Source organism: Methylobacterium oryzae, from assembly GCF_036441375.1.
GTDB lineage: Bacteria > Pseudomonadota > Alphaproteobacteria > Rhizobiales > Beijerinckiaceae > Methylobacterium > Methylobacterium oryzae_A.
Map to the genome: position 1 here is coordinate 373,465 of NZ_MLCA01000014.1, position 20,520 is coordinate 393,984.

The window sequence follows — 20,520 nt, forward strand, 5'->3', positions numbered from 1 at the left end:
CCGATCGGCGAATTCTAGTCGCTTCCTCGAAGCGGGTTTTCGCAGCCGGCAGAGACCTTTACGCCCAGGTCCAAGGCCCGACCTAGACGATCGTATACGGTTGCCGCCCGGTCCTGCGGGCACAATGCGCAATCTTCGTACAGTTGTGCGAGCGCGGGGCGGGGCCCTGCGTCATTTTCGCCGCCCGGTCGCGAGCTCAGGCGAAAGTCTTGCGCGGATCGAAGGCGTCCCGCACCGCCTCGCCGGCGAAGACGAGCAGGCTCAACATCACGGCAATGACCAGGAAGCCGGTCAATCCGAGCCACGGCGCCGTCAGATTGTCCTTGCCCTGCGCGAGAAGCTCTCCGAGGGACGGCGAGCCCGGCGGCAGGCCGAAGCCGAGGAAGTCCAGCGAGGTCAGGGTGGTGATCGAGCCGTTCAGGATGAACGGCAGGAAGGTCAGCGTCGCCACCATGGCATTCGGCAGCAGGTGGACCGTCATGATGCGGATGTTCGACAGGCCCAGCGCCCGGGCGGCCCGGACATACTCGAAGTTCCGCGCCCGCAGGAACTCGGCGCGCACCACGCTCACCAACGCGACCCACGAGAACAGCAGCATGATCCCGAGCAGGACGAAGAAGCCCGGGGCGATGAAGGCCGAGATGATGATGATCAGGTAGAGGGTCGGGATGCCGCCCCAGACTTCGATGAAGCGCTGGAAGGTCAGATCGACCCAGCCGCCGAAATAACCCTGCACGGCCCCCGCGACGACGCCGATCACCGAGGAGACCGCGGCCAGGATCAGGCCGAACAGGACCGAGATGCGGAAGCCGTAGATCACCCGCGCCAGCACGTCCCGCGTGGTGTTGTCGGTGCCGAGCCAGTGCCAGGGGATGTCCGCGCAGGTGCTGCCGCCGAGCTTCTCGGCGACCGGCTTGCACTGCGCGTCCGTGAGCATCCAGGTGGGCGGCGACGGCGACGGCGTCGGCAGGTCCTCGTTGATCGTGTCGTACGAGAACGGGATCGGCGGCCACAGCGCCCAGCCGTTCGCCGCGATCTCCTTGCGGATCTCGGGGGAGCGGTAATCGGTCGTGGCGAGGAAGCCGCCGAACTTCTCCTCCGGATAGTCGACCAGGACCGGGACCAGCCACTCGCCCTTGTAGGACAGCACGATCGGGCGGTCGTTGGCGATGAATTCCGCGAACAGGCTGAGCACGAACAGGACCGCGAAGATCACGAACGATCCGTAGCCGAGCCGGTTGCGGCGGAAATTGTCGAGGCGGCGCCGGTTGAGCGGCGACAGCCGGGCGCGCCGGCCCGCGGTCTCGGGCAGGACCGGAGGCGGCGCGCCCGCGTCCGGCCGCAGGACCAGCGGCTGGGCGCCGGGCATCGGCGCGGGCACGAKCTCGCTCTCGCCGGGACGCGTGACNGCCGCGCCGGGACGCGGGCGGCCCCGCGACCGGCCGGCCGCGGGGCGGAGGCCGGGGACGCTCAGCCGTCGAGCCGGGTCGCGGTGCCCTCGATCTCGGTGGGCCGCAGGTTGCCGCTGCGCTCCATCCAGTGGCGCAGCAGGCGGACGTTGCGGCGGTTGGCCTTGAAGGCGGCGTCGAACAGGTCGCCCGCCACCGGCACCGCGCCGATCAGCCCGTCGAAGGCCACGTTCAAGCCCATCCGGGCCAGCAGCCAGCGCGGCGCGCCGAGGCGCTTCGCCTCGTAGACGATGAAGGACGAGATCACCATGCCGGCCACGTCGCCGATCACCGGCACGAGGCCGATCAGCGCGTCGAACCCGACCCGCCGGTTGATGCCCGGGATGATGAAGGCCGTGTCCATCAGGTGGGCCAGCGTCTCCAGCCGGGCGAGGCTCGCCTCCCGACCGAGATCCGCCGACAGGAAGGGGGGCCGGGTCCCGGAGCGGGTCGCGCCCCCGGGGAAGGTCTCGGCACGGGCGAAACGCCCGGCCCGGGCAGCCTGGGTGAAGTCCATGGTCGGGATCCGTCGGGAAGCCATCGTCCCCAACGATGTGGCCCCGCGTCCGGATCCCCGCAAGGACGGCACCCGCACGGCGCGCGCCGCCCGTCGCGACCTCCGTCATGCTGCCCCGCACGCCGCCCCGCACGCCGCTTCTCATGCCACCCCTCATGCCGCCGCCCCGGGGAGCCCGCGCATGCGCTCGAGCGCCGCATCCAGGGTTGCGTCGTCCTTGGCGAAGCAGAGCCGGACGAGGCCGCGCACGGAGGCGTCCGGGTAGAAGGCGCTCACCGGAATGGCCGCGACGCCGTGGCGGGTGACGAGCGCCTCGCAGAACGCCGCGTCGTCGGCGTGGCCCAGGGCGGCGATGTCGACGTTGAGGAACCACGTGGCCTGGGCCGGCAGCACGGTGAAGCCGAGGGCGCGCAGGCCGTCCGCCAGCCGGTCGCGGGACCGGGCGTAGCCGGCCCGCATCGCCGCGAACCACGGCGCCGGCTTGGCCAGCCCGTAGGCCACCGCCTCCTGGAGGTTCGGGGGCGTGGTGAAGGTCAGGAACTGGTGCGCCTTGGCGAGCCCGCGCATCAGCCGGGCATCGGCCATCACGAAGCCGACCTTCCAGCCGGTGAGCGAGAAGATCTTGCCGGCCGAGCCGATCTTGACGGTCCGCTCCCGCATGCCGGGCAGCGCCATCAGCGGCCGGTGGCGCGCGCCGTCGAACACCACGTGCTCCCAGACCTCGTCGCAGAGCGCGGTCACGTCGAAACGCTGGCAGTAGCGGGCGAGCAGGTCGAGGTCGTCCGGCGCGAACAGGGTGGCGCTCGGGTTGAGCGGGTTGTTCAGCACCACGACCCGGGTGCGCTCACCGAAGGCCGCCGCGAGGGCGGCCTCGTCGAGGCGGAAGGCCGGGGGCTGCAGCGGCACGATCCGCGGCACGCCGCCGGCCCGCCGGACCAGGGGCAGGTAGGCGTCGTACATGGGCGCGAACAGCACGACCTCGTCGCCGGGCTCGATCAGCGCCAGGAGCGCCCCGGCCAGCGCCTCGGTCGCCCCGGAGGTGACCATCACCTCGGTCTCCGGGTCAAGGTCGAGGCCCTGGTGGTGCGCGTAATGGGCGGCGACCGCCTCGCGCAGGGCCGGCAGGCCCATCATCGGCGGGTACTGGTTCCAGCCGTCCCGGAGCGCCCGCGCGCCGCGCTCGCGCACGTCCTCCGGGCCGGGATCGTCCGGGAAACCCTGGCCGAGATTGATCGCGCCGTGGACCCGCGCGAGCCGCGACATGGTCTCGAACACCGTCGTGGGCAGCGCGTCGAAGACGGGGTTGATGACGGCGGGCTTCATGCGGCGCGGCGGGAGGTACGGCACGCGGCGCCGGGCATCGAAGGTGTCGGCATGGCGGGTCTCGGCATCGCCGGGCTGTAGCATGGGCGTCGCGCGTTGCGGAATGTGCGCAGTCGCACAGACCCGGTCTCCGGCGCGCAACCGCCGGCTGACGAATGTTGACATTCATCAGCCGTCTCGTAGGTTCGGGTCACGGCCGGAGCGGCGCACTCGCCGACGGGGCTTCGCCCCCTCGCCCCGTCAGCGGGGTGCCGCTCCGGTCCCCAGAAGGGCCATCGACTTGCGGGTCGGTGGCCCTTTCTTCATGTCCGGCGGTGACCGCCCGATCACCGGGCCGGCCTCCGGATTCGACGATGCGGCCCTCCACACGCGCGTTCCTCGGCTGCCTAGTCCTGGCGCTGCTGATCGGCGGCCTCGGGCTCGGCCTGCGCCGCACCGTGGCCGTCACCCCGGTCGATCCCGCCTTCCGGGCCGTGCTGCGCGCTTATGCGGCACCGGACGCGCCCGGCGGTCTCCAGCAACACGAGTGAAACGTCGCCGCCCTAGTGACGGCGCATTGGCCGGGCACCGGTGGCGCGTACCGGGCGGTGACCCCACGGGTGACCATGTCGCCGCGGTAAGGAGCCGTTCGGGGTCCGGACAGCTTTATGGGCTTACGCTCCCGCACACGGGATCGGAGCCGCCGGTTCCCGCGGGATCGGGCGGCTTCAGGACGGGCTTCCGGGACGCGGCGTTCCGGGGGCGGCATGGGGGCTTCGACAGCGAGGGATAGGGTGCCGCCGGTCGCGCAGACGACCGTCCTGTGCTCTAGTCAGGCATGAACGAGAGTTCCCCGATCCGGACCGACACGGCCCGGGCCTACCAGCCCGGTGAGGCGCCCGCGCGCGAGGTCCGGACGCGGCGGTTCCGGCCGATCCGCTGGCTGGTGATCCTGGTGCTGCTCGCCGGCGCCGGGGCGATCGGCCATCGCTGGTACGAGGCGCGCACCGACAAGGGCGCGGAGCCCGCGACGGCGCACCGGACCGGCGGCCGCGGCGGCCGGCACGGCGGGTCCGACATGCCGCAGGCGGTGGGCATCGCCGCCGTCACGACCGGCGACATGCCGGTGGTGCTGCAGGGCCTCGGCACCGTGACGCCCCTCGCCACCGTGACGGTGAAGTCGCAGATCAGCGGCTACCTTACCCAGGTGCAGTTCCGGGAAGGCCAGATGGTCAAATCGGGCGACGAGCTCGCCCGGATCGATTCCCGGCCCTACGAGGCCCTGCTCGCCCAGTACCAGGGCCAGCTCGCCCGCGATCAGGCGCTCCTGCAGAACTCGAAGCTCGACCTGCAGCGCTACCAGACGCTGAACCGGCAGGACTCGATCTCGAAGCAGAACGTCGACACGCAGGCCGCCCTGGTGAAGCAGAACGAGGGCACGGTCGCGGCCGACCAGGCGCTCGTCGACCAGCAGAAGCTCAACATCGCCTACACGCATATCACGTCGCCGGTGGACGGGCGGGTCGGCCTGCGCCAGGTCGACCAGGGCAACTACATCTCGGCCGCCTCGACGGCGATCGTGGTGGTGACCCAGCTCCACCCGATCTCGGTCGTGTTCACTCTGCCGGAGGACGACGTCGCGCGGGTGATGCGGCAGGTGCGGGCCGGCGCGAAGCTCACCGTGCGGGCCTACGACCGCGGCGACGCCCACGAGATCGCCAGCGGCCGGCTCGACACGGTCGACAACCAGATCGACACGACCACCGGCACGGTGAAGCTGCGCGCGCTGTTCGACAATTCCGACGAGGAGCTGTTCCCGAACCAGTTCGTCAACGCCAAGCTGACCGTCGACACGGTGCGGGGCGCGACGCTGGTGCCGAATTCCAGCCTGCTCCAGGGCACGCCCGGCACCTACGTCTACCTGATGGACGGGGACAGCAAGGTCACGGTCCGGCCGATCAAGACCGGCGAGACCGACGGGACCCACACCGTGGTGGCCTCCGGCCTGAAGCCGGGCGACCGCGTCGTCACGGACGGCACCGACCGGCTGAAGGACGGCGCGCCGGTCCGGATCACCGAGGGCGCGCAGACGGCCGCGGGCGACGGCAAGGCCGCGGCGGCGAAGCCGGACGGTCAGGGTGAGGTGAAGCCCGGCGCGCCGGCAGATGCCGCGGCGACCGAGCCCCAGGGCACAGCGGAGGGCGGTCGTCGGCACCGGCGCCGTCAGGCGCAGTGAGGGCGGCCCCGGCGCGTGGGACCCGCGGCCTCCCCTCCCCCCTGCGCGGATCTGGGACGATTCCGGAAGGTCAATCCCGATTCCATCCTCGTCCTGAGGTGACCGCGCCAGCGGGCCTCGCAGGCGGACTCCGGGGATCGCGCGGCCGGCCGGAGGGCTTTGAGGCCTCCGCCGCGCTCCGGCACCTCAGGATGCGGGCGCGGATGGGATATCCGTTCCTCTCGATCCAAGCCTCCACCCGAGCCTCTCGCCAAGTCTCCGCGCAGCGCGTGCTCTCCGGCGCGGACGGGTCGCGCCCATGAACCCGTCCCGCCTGTTCATCCTGCGGCCGGTGGCCACGACGCTGCTGATGCTGGCGATCCTGATCGTCGGCGGCGTGTCGTACCTGAACCTGCCGGTCTCGGCGCTGCCGGCGGTCGACTACCCGACCATCCAGGTCCAGACCTTCTATCCCGGCGCCAGCCCCGAGGTGATGACCTCCTCGGTGACGGCGCCGCTGGAGCGGCAGTTCGGCCAGCTCGCCAACCTCAACCAGATGACCTCGCAATCCTCCGCGGGCGCCTCGGTCATCACCCTGCAGTTCAGCCTGGACCTGTCCCTCGACATCGCCGAGCAGCAGGTCCAGGCGGCGATCAACGCCGCCGGCAACCTCCTGCCCTCGGACCTGCCGGCACCGCCGATCTACGCCAAGGTCAACCCGGCCGACGCGCCGGTCCTGACGCTCGCCCTGACCTCCAAGACGCTGCCGCTCACCCAGGTGCGCGACCTCGCGGAGTCGCGCCTCGCCCAGAAGATCAGCCAGGTGGCGGGCGTCGGCCTCGTGAGCATCTCGGGCGGGCAGCGCCCGGCCGTGCGGGTGCGGTTCAACGCCCGGGCGCTCGCCGCCTACGGGCTCAACATCGACGACCTGCGCACCACCATCACCAACCTCAACGTCAACACGCCCAAGGGCACGATCGACGGGCCGAAGCAGTCCTACGCGATCAACGCCAACGACCAGATCCGTGACCCGAAGGCGTACAATTCGGCGATCATCGCCTACCGCAACGGCGCCCCGGTGATGCTCTCGGAGGTCGCCGACGTGGTCGAGGGGCCGGAGAACACCAAGCTCGGCGCCTGGGCCGACGCGACCCCGGCGGTGATCCTCAACATCCAGCGCCAGCCCGGCGCCAACGTCATCGCGACCGTCGACAAGATCAAGTCGCTGCTGCCGCAGCTCCAGGCGAGCCTGCCGGCCGCCGTGGCGGTGGCGCCGCTGACCGACCGGACCACCACGATCCGCGCCTCCGTGGAGGACGTGCAGTTCGAGCTCGGCCTCGCGATCGCGCTGGTGGTGCTGGTGATCTTCCTGTTCCTGCGCAGCCTGTCGGCGACCCTGATCCCGAGCCTGTCGGTGCCGCTGTCGCTGATCGGCGCCCTCTCGGTGATGGACCTCTACGGCTTCTCCCTCGACAACCTGTCGCTGATGGCGCTGACCATCGCCACCGGCTTCGTGGTCGACGACGCCATCGTGGTGATCGAGAACATCGCCCGCCACGTCGAGGCCGGCGACTCGCCCCTGGAGGCGGCGCTGAAAGGGTCCCGCGAGATCGGCTTCACCATCATCTCGCTCACCGTCTCGCTGATAGCCGTGCTGATCCCGCTCCTGTTCATGGGCGACGTGGTCGGGCGGCTGTTCCACGAATTCGCCATCACGCTGGCGGCCACGATCGTCATCTCGGCGGTGGTGTCGCTGACGCTGGTGCCGATGCTGTGCGCGCGGCTCCTGAAGCACGTCCCCGAGGCCGCGCCCCGCCGCCGGGAGGGCGCGATCGCCCGTCTCGGCCGCCGCGCCATCGACGGCACCATCGAATCCTACGGCCGCTCGCTCCGGGTGGTGCTGAACCACCAGGGCCTGACGCTGCTGGTGGCTTTGGGCACGCTCGCGCTCACCGTCTACCTGTTCGCGGTGATCCCCAAGGGCTTCTTCCCCGTGCAGGACACGGGCGTGATCCAGGGGATCACCCAGGCCGACCAGTCGGTCTCATACGGCGCCATGGCCGAGCGGCAGCAGCGGATGGCCGAGATCGTCCTCAAGGATCCGGACGTGGCGAGCCTGTCGTCGTTCATCGGCGTCGACGGCCAGAACGTCACGCTCAATTCCGGCCGGATGCTGATCAACCTGAAGCCCCGCGAGCAGCGGACCGGGACGGCCAGCGCGATCATCCGGCGGATCTCGGCGGCGGCCGCCAACCAGCCCGGCATGCGGCTCTACATGCAGCCGGTCCAGGACCTGACCATCGACACCGCGGTCTCGGCGACCCAGTACCAGGTGATCCTGGAGAGCCCGAACATCGACGATTTCGAGACCTGGGTGCCGCGCTTCACCGAGGCGCTGGCGAAGTCGCCCGTGGTCACGGACGTGGCCAGCGACCACCAGGGCCAGGGGCTCGCCGCCTACGTGACCATCGACCGGCCCACCGCCGGCCGCTACGGCATCACCCCGGCGACCATCGACAACGCCCTCTACGACGCCTTCGGGCAGCGGATCATCTCGACGATCTTCACCCAGTCGAACCAGTACCGGGTGATCCTGGAGGCGGATCCGAAGCTGCACACGACCCTGCGCAGCCTCGACGCGATCTACCTGCCCTCCTCCACGGCGGCGAACGGGCAGGTGCCGCTCTCCGCGGTGGCGCGGATCAGCGAGCGGCGGGCGCCGCTCTTGATCTCGCATCTCGGCCAGTTCCCGGCCACCACCGTGTCGTTCAACCTCGCGCCCGGCGCGGCCCTCGGGCAGGGGGTCGAGGCGATCGACAAGGTGAAGGCCGAGATCGGCCTGCCGCCCTCGTTCCGGGTGGTGCCGCAGGGCTCGGTCTTCGCCTTCCAGTCGGCGCTCGGCAACGAGCTGTTCCTGGTCCTGGCGGCGATCGTGACCGTCTACATCGTGCTGGGCGTGCTCTACGAGAGCTTCATCCACCCGATCACGATCCTCTCGACCCTGCCCTCGGCGGGGATCGGGGCCCTGCTCGGCCTGATGCTGTTCGGCCTGTCCCTCGACATCATCGCGGTGATCGGCATCGTGCTGCTGATCGGCATCGTGAAGAAGAACGCGATCATGATGATCGACTTCGCGCTCCAGGCGGAGCGCGAGGACGGGCTCGATCCCCGGGAGGCGATCTTCCAGGCCTGCCTGCTGCGCTTCCGGCCGATCCTGATGACGACGCTGGCGGCGCTCTTCGCCGCGGTGCCGCTGATCCTCGGCACCGGCGTCGGCTCGGAGCTGCGCCAGCCGCTCGGCATCTGCATCGCGGGCGGCCTGATCGTCAGCCAGGTGCTGACGCTGTTCACGACGCCGGTGATCTACCTGGCCTTCGACAGGCTGGAGCGGCGGATTTCCGGGCGGCGGGGGCCGGATCTCGCGGGCGGCGAGGCGCTGCCGTGAACATCTCCGAGCCGTTCATCCGGCGGCCGGTCGCGACCACGCTGCTCACGATCGGCGTGCTGCTCGCCGGCCTGTTCGCCTTCCTGAAGCTGCCGGTGGCGCCGCTGCCGCAGATCGACTTCCCCGTCATCCTCGTCCAGGCGCAGATGGCCGGCGCCTCGCCCGACACCATGGCCACCACCGTGGCGGCGCCGCTCGAGCGGCGGCTCGGCGCCATCGCGGACGTCAACGAGATGACGTCCACGAACTCGCTCGGCTCGACCCGGATCGTGCTGCTGTTCGGCCTGAACCGCGACATCGACGGCGCGGCCCGCGACGTCCAGGCCGCCATCAACGCGGCGCGCGCCGACCTCCCCGCCTCGCTCCGGCAGAACCCGACCTACCGCAAGTTCAACCCCGCCGACACGCCGATCATCATTCTCGGCATGACCTCGCAGACGCTGACCCGCGGCCAGGTCTACGATTCCGCCGCCACCGTCGTGCAGCAGAAGCTGTCGCAGCTACCGGGCGTCGGCAACGTCGATATCGGCGGCTCGTCCCTGCCGGCGGTGCGGGTCGAGCTCGATCCCACGGCCCTGTTCAACTACGGCATCGGCCTCGAGGGCATTCGCGCCGCCTTGGCTTCGGCGAACGCCAACTCGCCCAAGGGCGAGATCGACGTCGGGGACCGCCGCTACCAGCTCTACGCCAACGACCAGGGCCGCAAGGCCGCCGATTACCGCGACATCATCGTGGCCTACCGCAACGCCGCCGCGGTGAAGCTCACCGATGTCGGCCAAGTGCTCGACGGCGTCGAGGACAAGCGCAACCTCGGCATCGTCAACGGCGAGCCGGGCGTGCTGCTGTTCGTCTACAAACAGCCCGGCGCCAACGTGGTCGAGACCATCAACGCCGTGAAGGAGGCCCTGCCGCAGATCACCGCGGCCCTGCCCGGCGGCATCGACATCAAGCTCACCGGCGACCGCAGCGCCACGATCCGCGCCTCGCTCTCGGCCACCGAGGAGACGCTGCTGGTGGCGGTCGGCCTCGTGATCCTGGTGGTGTACGGCTTCCTGCGCTCCTGGCGGGCCACGCTGATCCCGGCGGTCGCCGTGCCGATCTCGATCATCGGCACCTTCTCGGCGATGTACCTGCTCGGCTACTCGCTCAACATCCTGTCGCTCACCGCGCTGATCATCGGCACCGGCTTCGTGGTCGACGACGCCATCGTGGTGCTGGAGAACGTCCAGCGGCACATCGAGGAGGGCAAGCCCCGGCTCCAGGCGGCCCTGATCGGCGCCCGGGAGGTCGGGTTCACGGTGATCTCGATGAGCCTGTCGCTCATCGCGGTGTTCCTGCCGATCCTGCTGATGGGCGGCCTCGTCGGCCGCATCTTCCAGGAATTCTCCGTCACCCTGTCGCTGTCGATCCTGATCTCCCTGGTGCTGTCGCTCACGACGACGCCGATGATGTGCGCCCGGCTGCTGCGGGCCGAGGGCCACGGTCCGGACGGGGCACCCGCATCGGGACGCCGGCCGAACTGGCTGATCCGGATCCTGGAGGGCGGTTTCTCCGGGCTGCTCAACGCCTACGCGCGCACCCTCGCGGTGGCCCTCGCGCATCCGCGCCTCGTCCTGCTGAGCCTGCTCGCCACGGTGGGGCTCAACGTCTACCTCTACATCATCGTCCCGAAGGGCTTCTTCCCCGAGCAGGATACCGGGCAGATGATGGGCGGCATCCAGGCCGACCAGCGCATCTCTTTCCAGTCGATGGAGCACAAGCTCAAGCAGGCGACCGCGATCGTCGGCGCCGATCCGGCGGTGGAGAGCGTCGTCGGCTTCACGGGCGGCCGCGGCACCAACTCGGCCAACGTCTTCGTCGGCCTCAAGCCGCTCAACGCGCGGGCGCCGATCTCGGCCGTGATGGCGCGGCTGCGGCCGAAGCTGGCGCAGGTCGCCGGCGCGCGGCTCTACGTCTTCCCCCGCCAGGATCTGCAGATGGGCGGCCGCCAGAGCTTCGCCCAGTATCAGTACACTCTCCAGGGCGACACCGCCGAGGAGCTGTTCGCCGCCGCCCCGAAGCTGGTGGCCGCCCTGCAGAAGGACCCGACCTTCGCGGACGTGACCTCGGACCAGCAGGAGGGCGGGCTGGAGAGCCGGGTCGTGATCGACCGCAACACGGCCTTCCGCTACGGCATCACCCCGAACAAGATCGACAACACCCTCTACGACGCCTTCGGCCAGCGCCAGGTCTCGACGATCTACAACCCGCTGAACCAGTACCACGTCGTGATGGAGATCGCGCCGCGCTACCTGGAGACGCCGGAGACGCTCAAGCAGATCTACGTCTCGACCTCGGGCGGCAACGCGGCCGGCTCGGCCACCACCAACGCGGTGGCCGGCACCGTCGCGGCGGGCGGCAGCGTCAACACCAACGCGGCGACCGGCACGAGCAGCCCGGGCGGCGCGTCGTCGGCCGCCACCGCGAGCGCCGCCACNACGGCGTGCTGGAGCTGCTCCAGCGGGACGGCAACGGCCTGCTGTTCCGGGCCCTCGACCAGGGCGTGATGCTCGACCTCGACGGCATCGGCCCGGAGAACGCCGCGATGCTGGCCCGGCTGAAGGAGCTCGGGATCCGGCAACGCGTCGTCCAACGCGATCGCGGCGAGCAAGGGCGGCGCCTCGTCGAGCGCCCCGGTCTCGGCCGCCAAGGAGACGATGGTGCCGCTCTCGGCCTTCGCGCGGATCGAGCCCGGCAGCGCCCCCGTGCAGGTGAGCCACCAGGGCCTGTTCGTGGCGACCACGATCTCGTTCAACCTCGCCCCGGGCAAGAGCCTGTCGGACGCCACCGACGCCATCGACCGGGCCATGGCGTCCCTGCAGCTGCCGGCCACGATCCACGGCGAGTATGCCGGCGCGGCCAAGAACTACGTGGCCTCGGCCTCGCGCCAGCCTTTGCTGATCCTGGCGGCGATCCTGGCGGTCTACGCGGTGCTGGGGATCCTGTACGAGAGCTTCGTGCACCCGCTGACGATCCTCTCCACCCTCCCCTCGGCCGGCGTCGGGGCGGTGCTGGCCCTGCTGGTGACCGGCACCGACTTCACCATCATCGCGCTGATCGCGGTGTTCCTGCTCATCGGCATCGTGAAGAAGAACGCGATCATGATGATCGACGTGGCGATCGACGCCGAGCGGAGCCGGGGCGCGAATCCCGTGGACGCGATCCGCGAGGCCTGCCTCCTGCGCTTCCGGCCGATCATGATGACGACCCTGGCGGCCATGCTCGGCGCCGTGCCGCTGATCCTGGCCAACGGCGAGGGCGCGGAGCTGCGCCGGCCGCTCGGCATCGCCATCGTGGGCGGCCTGATTGTGAGCCAGATCCTGACCCTCTACACCACCCCCGTCGTCTACCTCACCCTCGATCGCCTCCGGCACAGGGTGCTCAACCGGCGCCGGCGCGCCGGACGGGGCGGAGAAGCGGCGCTGCCGGCCGGAGAGTGATGGTTAAGGTTTCACGTGAAACAGCGGCCGCGATTGCGCGCGGGGGTTCCTCCAACCCACCTCCTCATCCTGAGGTGCTGCGCAGCAGCCTCGCAGGAGGGCTCCAGCCAGGCGCGCGATTCCTGGAGGGCTCCTTCGAGGCCTCCGCTACGCTCCGGCACCTCAGGATGAGGTTCAGGGTGGGAGGTGCGCTTTTTACCCATCAACGGCGCCGCACCCTCGCATCCCTGCTCGTCGCCGCCCCGCTCCTCGCCGGCTGCGTCGTCGGCCCCGACTACACCCGGCCCTCCGTGGAGACGCCGCTCGCCTACAAGCAGGGCGGGGTCCGGGAGGACAGCCCGGCCTATGTCGCGGCGCGGAAGAAGGGTTGGCGCGAGGCCCGGCCGAGCGACGCCGTGGAGCGCGGCGACTGGTGGCGGGTGTTCCGCGATCCGACGCTCGACCGGCTGATCCGCCTGGTCGACGTCGACAACCAGTCCCTCCGGCAGGCGGTGGCGAATTACCGGCAGGCGCGGGCGCTGGTCGCCTCCGCCCAGGCCGCCCTGTACCCGACGGTGATCGGCGCCCCGAGCATCACCCGGACCGGCAGCGGCACCACCGCGCGGACCAACGTGGCGCTGATCGGTCAGGCGAGCTGGGAACTCGACCTGTTCGGCGGCACCCGCCGCAACATCGAGAGCGAGGCGGCCCTGGCGCAATCCGACGCCGCCACGATCGCGCTGACCCGCCTGTCCATCCAGGCCGAGATCGCGGCCGATTACCTGACGGTGCGCTACGCCGACGCGCTTCAGAGGGTGCTCGACGAGAACGTCGAGAACTTCAAGAAGACCCTGGCGATCACCGAGAACCAGTACGCCGCCGGTGTGGCCGCGCGCTCCGACGTGATCACCGCGCAGACCCAGGTCCAGACCATCCAGGCCCAGGCCATCGCGGTGCGCCTGACCCGGGTGCAGTACGTCAACGCCATCGCCACCCTGATCGGGCGGCCGCCCTCCGAGGTGTCGATCCCGGTGGCCGGCCTCTCGCGCAGCCCCCCCGGTGTGCCGGTTGGGATCCCGGGCGATCTTCTGGAGCGGCGGCCGGACGTGGCCCAGGCCGAGCGGCTCGTCCAGGCGCAGAGCGAGCGCATCGGCGTGGCGGTGGCGGCCTTCTTCCCGACCGTGACGATCTCGGCCCAGGGCGGCATCTCGGGGGCGACCCGCAACGGCCTGCTCTCGGCGGCCAATCAGGTCTGGTCGGTGGCGGCCTCCGGCAGCGAGGTGCTGTTCGACGGCGGCGCCCGCACGGCGGCGCTGCGCTCGGCCGAGGCCGGCTACGACGCGGCGGTGGCCAATTACCGGCAGGTGGTGCTGGCCGCCTTCGCGGAGGTCGAGAACCAGATGGCGGCTTTGCGCATCCTCGGCCAACAGCAGGGCGCGCAGGACACCGCCGTCGACCTGTCGCGCAAGGCCGTGGAGATCACGCTCAACGAGTACCGGGCCGGCACCCAGAACTTCACCACCGTGGTGACCGCGCAGAACCTGCTGGTGACCAACGAGGTCAACGCCCTCCAGGTGCGGCTGAGCCGCTTCACCGCGGCCGTGACGCTGATCCGGGCGCTCGGCGGCGGCTGGGACGCGCGGTCCCTGCCGAGCGATTCCGAGCTGAAGGGGCCGAGCCTGCCGATCGACCGGGGTGGCCAGGCGGTCCGCCCGGACGAGTAGCGGCCGGCGGGCGATCTCGAAGCCTGTCCGACTCGGACGTTCCCAGCCTGCGCCCTCATCCCGAGGTGCGGCGAAGCCGCCTCGAAGGAGGCCTCCGGGGACCGCGCGGCCGGCTGGAGCCCTCCTTCGGGGCCTCCGCTGCGCCCCGGCACCTCAGGATGTGGGAGGTGGGCTGGAAGACCACCTCGCGCGTCGCCGAGGCGGAGGACGCTCAAGACGACGCGGAGAGTTCTCAGGCCATCGCCGCATGCCCCGGGCAGGCCTGGACCTCCACGGTGACGTGGCTCAGTCCCCGCACCCCGGCGAGGCGCGCCTTGTAGTGGGCGGGCTGTTGCGGATCGTCGCTGACGAGGGCGATCACGGCGGCCCGGTGGCCCGGCCCGACCTGCCAGAGATGCAGGTCGCTGACCCGGTCTCCGCCGATCTCCAGGCGCTCGCGGATCTCTCGGGTGGCGGCGGGCGAGGGTCGCGCGTCGAGGAGCACGAGGCCGGACGTCCGCAGCAGGCTCCACGACCACGCCAGGATCACCACGGTGCCGACGAGGCCCATAGCCGGGTCGAGCCAGGCGAGGCCGAGATAGCGCCCGCTGAGCAGCGCCACGATCGCCAGGACCGAGGTCAGCGTGTCGGCCAGGACGTGGACGTAGGCGGCCCGGAAATTCGTGTCGTGGCCGCCATGGCCGCCATGCGCGTGACCGCCGTGATGGTGCCCGTGGGCGGCGTGGCCGTGGTCGTCGTGCAGCAGCCAGACGCTCGCGAGGTTCACGGCGAGTCCCAGCACGGCGATCGGGATCGCCTGACCGAAGCCGATCGCCACCGGGTGCAGCAGCCGGTCGAGGCTCTCGGCCCCGATCAGCAGGGCGATCAGGCCGAGCAGCAGGGCGCTCGCGAAGGCCGCGAGATCGCCGAACTTGCCGGTGCCGAAGCTGAAGCGGGGATCGGCCGCGTGGCGCCGGGCGAAATGGTAGGCGAGCGCCGCGATGCCCAGCGCCGCCGCGTGGGTCGACATGTGCCAGCCGTCGGCGACCAGGGCCATCGAGCCGAGCCACGTGCCGCCGACGATCTCCGCCACCATCGTGACGGCCGTGAGCGCGACCACCGCCCAGGTCCGGCGGGCGTGGCGATCGTGCCGGTCGCCCAGGAAGACGTGGCTGTGGGCCCAGGGCTCGAGGGAGTGGGTATGCATGCCGGGTTCCTTGATCCTAGTCTCGGCGCAGCATAGCCCAACCGGTACCGGAACGGGCCGCGCCGCGGCGGGTTGTCAGGCCGGTTTGCCGCACCGCAGCCACACGGGAGTCAGGGATGGCCGAGCCGACGACAGCCCTCAAGGACACGGCCGCCTGCGGCACGCAGCCGGCGCCGCCCTGCACGCTGGTGATCTTCGGGGCCGGCGGCGACCTGACCAAACGCCTGCTGATGCCCTCGCTCTACAACCTCGCGGGGGCGGGCCTGCTGTCCGAGGGCTTCTCGATCCTCGGCATCGATCACAATGACGGCACCGACGAGTCGCTCCGCGAGAATCTCACCCAGACCCTGGAGGCGTTCAGCAAGGACCCGACCTCGGAGTTCCACGCCGACCATATCGACCCGAAGAGCTGGGGCTTCATCCGGGACCGGCTCCACTACCTCAAGGGCGATTTCGAGAAGCCCGAGACCTACGCGGCCGTGAAGCAGCGGGTCACCGGCAGCGCGGTGTTCTACTGCGCGGTGGCGGCGCGCTTCTTCGGGACGATCGTGGAGGGGCTCGGCCAGGCCGGCCTGCTCAAGCAGGAGGGGGACAGCTTCCGCCGCGTCGTCATCGAGAAGCCGTTCGGCTCCGACCTCGAATCGGCCCGGGCGCTCAACGCCCGGATCCTCAAGCAGGGTGACGAGAGCCAGTTCTACCGCATCGACCACTTCCTGGGTAAGGAGACGGTGCAGTCGATCATGGCGTTCCGCTTCGCCAACGGCCTGCTGGAGCCGGTCTGGCGGCGGGAATACATCGACAGCATCCAGATCACGGCGGCCGAGACCGTCGGCGTCGAGGAGCGGGGCGGCTTCTACGAGCCGACCGGGGCGCTGCGCGACATGGTGCCGAACCACATGTTCCAGCTGCTCTGCATGGTCGCCATGGAGCCGCCGAACTCCTTCGACGCCGAGGCCGTGCGCACCGAGAAGGCCAAGCTCGCCGAGGCCGTGCGGCCGATCCCGCCCGAGGACGCGGTGCGCGGCCAGTACACGGCCGGGACCTCGGAGGGGCGCGACGTGCCCGCCTACCGGGACGAGCCGCACGTGGCGAAGGACTCGGTCACCGAGACCTACATCGCCCTGAAGCTCAACATCGAGAACTGGCGCTGGGCCGGCGTGCCGTTCTACGTCCGCACCGGCAAGCGCATGACCGGGCGGCGCACCGAGATCGCGGTGCTGTTCAAGCCGGCGCCGTTCAAGATGTTCGAGGACACGCCGACCGCCGATCTCGGGCCCACCGTGATGCGGATCCTGATCGACCCGGACCATGGGGTCAGCACCGAGTTCAACGTCAAGGTGCCGGGGCCGCAGATGAAGATCGGCCGGGTCCGGTCCGGCTTCCGCTACAAGGACTTCTTCGCCGACCGGCCGAATGTCGGCTACGAGACGCTGCTCTACGATTGCATGACCGGCGACGCGACCCTGTTCCAGCGCGCCGACAACATCGAGGCCGGCTGGGCGGCGGTGGACCCCCTGCTCCAGGGCTGGCCGCAGGCCGCGGTGACCTTCTACCCCGCGGGCAGCGCCGGCCCGAAGGAGGCCGACGCGCTGCTGGCCCGCGACGGCCGCCACTGGCTGGGACTGGACGGCGAGACCGACTGAGCCACTCGGCGATCTGATCGGAAGCGCGAGCGACCGGTTCGGTGACTCGCCCTCCCCCGGCGGGCGATGGGATGGGCACAGCCGGTTGTCATCTCCCGTTCGCGCAGATCGCCCGATCCTCGTCTCCGTCCGAGCGCGGCGCCGCCGCGTGCCCCGTCATTGCGGGCTCGCCCGCGGCGCCCCGGAATAAAGGAGCGGCTTACCGCTCGTCGCCGCCTCCGGCCTGACCGTCCTTGCGAGCGCAGCGACGCAAGCCAGGGCAGCGCCGCCGCGATGGCGGTCGCGCGACCCGGGGTCGCTCCGCTGCGCTCGTGATGACGGGGTCGGCCTTCATCGAACCAGTCGCGGCGGAGGGATCCGCGCTCACCGCCGCTCGAACGGCAGCATCGCCGGCACGGCCGGCGCGTCGACCCGGTTGTTCAGCGGATCGCCGGCTCATCGGCGGCTCAGCCGGCCCGCCCGTAATCCCGCGCGTCCCGCGCCTGCCGGTGGAAGGTGAGCCGGCGATCGAATTCCCGCGGGTCCTTCGGCCTCACCAGGGCGCCCGGGGGCACGTTCAGCCAGTCGACCAGCCGGGTGAGCATGAAGCGGAGCGCGGCGCCCCGGCACAGGATCGGCAGGGAAGCGACCTCGGCGGCCTCCAGGGGCCGCACGGCCTCGTAGCCGGCGATCAGCGCGGCGGCCATGTCCCGGTGGAAGGTGCCGTCGGGGTCGAAGCACCACGCGTTGAGGCAGACCGCGAGGTCGTACGCGAAGGCGTCCGTGCAGGCGAAGTAGAAGTCGATCAGGCCCGACAGGGCGTCGCCGATGAAGAAGACGTTGTCGGTGAACAGGTCCGCGTGGATGACGCCGCCCGGGAGGTTCCGGGGCCAGTGCGCCTCCAGGAAGGCGAGGTCGGACCGGGTGCGCGCCGCGAGGCCGGGCGCGACCGAATCGGCCTGGGCCTCTCCCTGCGCGAACAGCGGCCGCCACGCGGACACCGAGAGGTTGTTGTCCCGCACCATCGGGAAGTCGCGGCCGGCGGCGTGCAGCTCCGCGAGCGCCCGGCCGAGTTCCCGGCAATGCTCGACGCCCGGCGCCTTGACCGAGACGCCCTCCAGGAAGCTCACGATGGCGGCGGGCCGGCCGCAGAGCTGGCCGAGGGCCTGGCCGGCCCGGTCGCGCACGGGCTGCGGGCAGGCGAGGCCGCGGGCCGAGAGATGCTCCATCAGCCCGATGAAGAACGGCAGGTCCTGCGCCCGGACGCGCTTCTCGTAGAGCGTCAGGATGTAGGCGCCCTCGGTCGTGTGCAGGAAGAAGTTCGAGTTCTCGACCCCCTCCGCGATGCCCTTGAAGGAGAGCAGGCTGCCGATCGCGTAGGCGGACAGGAACTCGGCGAGCGCCGCGTCGGATACCTCGGTGTAGACGGCCACGTGTCTGCGCTCTGATGTCGGAAGTTCAACATGGCAAGGGGCGCCGAAGCGCCCCTGCATGAAGCCTGCCGCGCCCCGTATCCGAGGCGTCGGCCCGCGCTGCCGGACCGGGACCGCCTACTCGGCGGCCTCGCTGCGCAGCTCCCGCGGCAGCGGGAAGACCATGTCCTCGATCACCGTCGAGACCGTGTCGACCATCACGTCGTAGCGGGCCGCGAAGGCGTCGATGATCTCCTCGACCAGGACCTCGGGGGCCGAGGCGCCGGCCGTGAGGCCGAGCTTGCGGATCCCCTCGAAGGCCGGCCAGTCGATCTCCTCGGCGCGGAGCACGAGGCGGGTGATCGGGCAGCCGACGCGCTCGGCGACCTCGCGCAGGCGCTGCGAGTTCGAGGAGTTCGAGGAGCCCACCACGATCAGGGCGTCGACCAGCGGCGCCACCTGCTTCACCGCCTCCTGGCGGTTGGTGGTGGCGTAGCAGATGTCGTCCTTGTGCGGCCCGGTGATGTTCGGGAACTTCTTCTTCAGGGCCTCGACGATGTGCCGGGTGTCGTCCACCGACAGGGTCGTCTGGGTCACCCAGGCGAGGTTGTCGGGATTGTCCGGGGTCAGGGCGGCGATCTGCTCGAGATCCTCCACCAGGGTGATCGAGCCCTTGGGCAGCTGGCCCATCGTGCCCACCACCTCGGGATGGCCGGAATGGCCGACCAGCAGCACGTGGCGGCCGCGCTTGTGGTGGATCTCGGCCTCGCGGTGGACCTTGGTCACCAGCGGGCAGGTGGCGTCGATCGTGGTCAGCCCGCGCGAATCGGCGTTGGCCGGCACGGTCTTGGCCACGCCGTGGGCCGAGAAGATCACCGGGGCGCCGCCGTCCGGCACCTCGTCGAGCTCGCGGACGAACACGGCGCCCTTCCGCTTCAGGCTCTCCACGACGTACTTGTTGTGCACGATCTCGTGGCGGACGTAGACGGGTGGCCCGTAGATGGCGAGGGCCCGTTCCACGACGTCGATGGCCCGCACCACGCCGGCGCAGAAGCCGCGCGGGGCGCAGAGCAGGATCTCCAGCGGCGGCTTGCCGGCGGTGCCCGGGACGGGCTCGGGGGTCGCGATATCGGCGGTCATGCGGGGGATGTGGCGAGGGCGGGGCTGTCCTGTCAACAGGACTGGCCCAGGAACCGGGCGGGAAGAGGGAAGCGGAGCCGCTCCGTGGCCCATCTGTAGCACGATTGCCGCGGCAATGGGACCCGCGCCGGCTCCCTCAGAGGCGGCGGATCCCCGTCACGGCGCCGAAGCTGTGCGCCGCGATGCGGGCGACCGCCCCGGCAAGCGGCTCCGCGGCGACCGCCATGTGGTGGCCGTTGGCGTGGATCAGCGTCTCGGGATCGGCCATCAGCCCGACATGGCCGCGCCAGAAGACGAGGTCGCCCCGGCGCAGGCCCGCGACCTCCGGGCGCGCGGGGTCGAACGTCAGCGCCCGCCCGAGGGCCCGCTCCTGCATGTCGGCGTCGCGCGGGCAGGGCAGCCCGGCCGCGTCGAGGCAGAGCTGCACGAGGCCGGAGCAGTCCAGCCCGAGGCTGGTGCGGCCGCCCCAGAGATAGGGGGTCCCGGCGAGCCGCGCGGCGGTGGCCGCGTAGTCCGGCTCGCGCGCGTCGACGGGCGCGCAGTGGCGGGCGAACACGTAGCCGCCCGGCGTCTCCAGGTAGGCGCCGGCCTCCCCCGTCACCGCGAGGCGGGCGCCGAGGCTGAGATGGCCGAGGACCGGGCGCTTCAGGTCCGGCTCGGGATACAGGAAGGTGCGCAGGGCCGCGACGCGGTGCGTCGGCTCCGGATCGGCCGGACCGAGGCTGTCGGCCGGCAGGTAGCCGACATAGCCGTCGCGGGCGAGCTGCACGAAGGCGTAGCCGTCCGCCGCGTCGTAGAGGTCGACCGCGTCGCCGAGCAGCGCCTCGGTGTCGAGCCCCGCGTCGGCGGCAGGGGCGCGGCGGAGCGGGGCGGACGGGGCGGTCACGCGCCGCCGCGTGCCGGCGACGTAGCGCGCCGCCGCGACGCGGTCCCGCAGGCGGAGATCGGCGACGTGCGGCCGGGCCGGGGTCAGCCGGGGATCGAGGCTCTCGGTCATGCGCGGACCCTACCATGTCGGGCTGAAGCGCGGGTAAGCGCGGACCCGCCGGCC

Annotated in this window: 12 protein-coding genes and 1 pseudogene; 6 read left to right on the forward strand and 7 right to left on the reverse strand. The window is 71.1% G+C overall.

The genetic code is table 11. From position 1 onward, the window contains the following. Nucleotides 1-196: 196 nt before the first annotated feature. The 3 genes from MOTC310_RS25420 to MOTC310_RS25430 all read right to left on the reverse strand — a co-directional run bounded on the left by MOTC310_RS25420 (nucleotide 197) and on the right by MOTC310_RS25430 (nucleotide 3,288). Nucleotides 197-1,369, reverse strand: a complete 1,173-nt coding sequence (locus tag MOTC310_RS25420; RefSeq protein WP_331304111.1) for an ABC transporter permease — start codon at nucleotides 1,367-1,369, stop codon at nucleotides 197-199. 101 nt (nucleotides 1,370-1,470) lie between these two features. Further along, nucleotides 1,471-1,965, reverse strand: coding sequence for a DUF4112 domain-containing protein (locus tag MOTC310_RS25425; protein WP_331289246.1), 495 nt, complete (start codon nucleotides 1,963-1,965; stop codon nucleotides 1,471-1,473). Nucleotides 1,966-2,118: 153 nt separating this feature from the next. After that, nucleotides 2,119-3,288 carry an aminotransferase gene (locus MOTC310_RS25430; protein ID WP_331304112.1) on the reverse strand — a complete coding sequence of 390 codons (1,170 nt, stop codon included), beginning with the start codon at nucleotides 3,286-3,288 and terminating at the stop codon, nucleotides 2,119-2,121. A gap of 353 nt (nucleotides 3,289-3,641) precedes the next feature. On the opposite strand from MOTC310_RS25430, the gene MOTC310_RS25435 reads away from it, so the two are divergent. From MOTC310_RS25435 to MOTC310_RS25460, 5 genes and pseudogenes are all read left to right on the forward strand, one after another. Then, entirely contained in the window at nucleotides 3,642-3,818 is a 177-nt protein-coding gene (locus tag MOTC310_RS25435; protein ID WP_331303761.1) for a hypothetical protein, read from the forward strand. Nucleotides 3,819-4,105: 287 nt separating this feature from the next. Then, complete coding sequence (locus tag MOTC310_RS25440; RefSeq protein ID WP_331303762.1) at nucleotides 4,106-5,503, forward strand: MdtA/MuxA family multidrug efflux RND transporter periplasmic adaptor subunit; 1,398 nt, start codon at nucleotides 4,106-4,108, stop codon at nucleotides 5,501-5,503. Between the two features lie 298 nt (nucleotides 5,504-5,801). Then, entirely contained in the window at nucleotides 5,802-8,927 is a 3,126-nt protein-coding gene (locus MOTC310_RS25445; RefSeq protein ID WP_331303763.1) for an MdtB/MuxB family multidrug efflux RND transporter permease subunit, read from the forward strand. After that, nucleotides 8,924-12,406: pseudogene (locus MOTC310_RS25450) on the forward strand (efflux RND transporter permease subunit). The gene MOTC310_RS25445 and the pseudogene MOTC310_RS25450 overlap by 4 nt, the downstream one beginning before the upstream one ends. A gap of 167 nt (nucleotides 12,407-12,573) precedes the next feature. Further along, nucleotides 12,574-14,109, forward strand: coding sequence for an efflux transporter outer membrane subunit (locus tag MOTC310_RS25460; RefSeq protein WP_331303765.1), 1,536 nt, complete (start codon nucleotides 12,574-12,576; stop codon nucleotides 14,107-14,109). A gap of 232 nt (nucleotides 14,110-14,341) precedes the next feature. On the opposite strand, the gene dmeF is transcribed toward MOTC310_RS25460, so the two are convergent. Further along, nucleotides 14,342-15,295: a CDF family Co(II)/Ni(II) efflux transporter DmeF gene (gene dmeF, locus MOTC310_RS25465; protein ID WP_331303766.1), complete on the reverse strand. Its 954-nt coding sequence runs from the start codon at nucleotides 15,293-15,295 to the stop codon at nucleotides 14,342-14,344. Between the two features lie 116 nt (nucleotides 15,296-15,411). Here dmeF and zwf point away from each other — a divergent pair, with 116 nt between their 5' ends. Next, complete coding sequence (gene zwf / locus MOTC310_RS25470; protein ID WP_331303767.1) at nucleotides 15,412-16,938, forward strand: glucose-6-phosphate dehydrogenase; 1,527 nt, start codon at nucleotides 15,412-15,414, stop codon at nucleotides 16,936-16,938. Nucleotides 16,939-17,384: 446 nt separating this feature from the next. Here zwf and MOTC310_RS25475 read toward each other — a convergent pair whose 3' ends face one another. The 3 genes from MOTC310_RS25475 to MOTC310_RS25485 all read right to left on the reverse strand — a co-directional run bounded on the left by MOTC310_RS25475 (nucleotide 17,385) and on the right by MOTC310_RS25485 (nucleotide 20,466). Continuing rightward, the gene (locus tag MOTC310_RS25475; RefSeq protein ID WP_331289253.1) at nucleotides 17,385-18,350 is read right to left on the reverse strand and encodes a homoserine kinase; all 966 of its coding nucleotides are present in this window, start codon (nucleotides 18,348-18,350) and stop codon (nucleotides 17,385-17,387) included. A 117-nt stretch (nucleotides 18,351-18,467) separates the two neighbouring features. Further along, the gene (gene ispH, locus MOTC310_RS25480) at nucleotides 18,468-19,469 is read right to left on the reverse strand and encodes a 4-hydroxy-3-methylbut-2-enyl diphosphate reductase (protein ID WP_020094032.1); all 1,002 of its coding nucleotides are present in this window, start codon (nucleotides 19,467-19,469) and stop codon (nucleotides 18,468-18,470) included. 136 nt (nucleotides 19,470-19,605) lie between these two features. After that, entirely contained in the window at nucleotides 19,606-20,466 is an 861-nt protein-coding gene (locus MOTC310_RS25485) for a C40 family peptidase (RefSeq protein WP_331303768.1), read from the reverse strand. Nucleotides 20,467-20,520 lie beyond the last annotated feature (54 nt).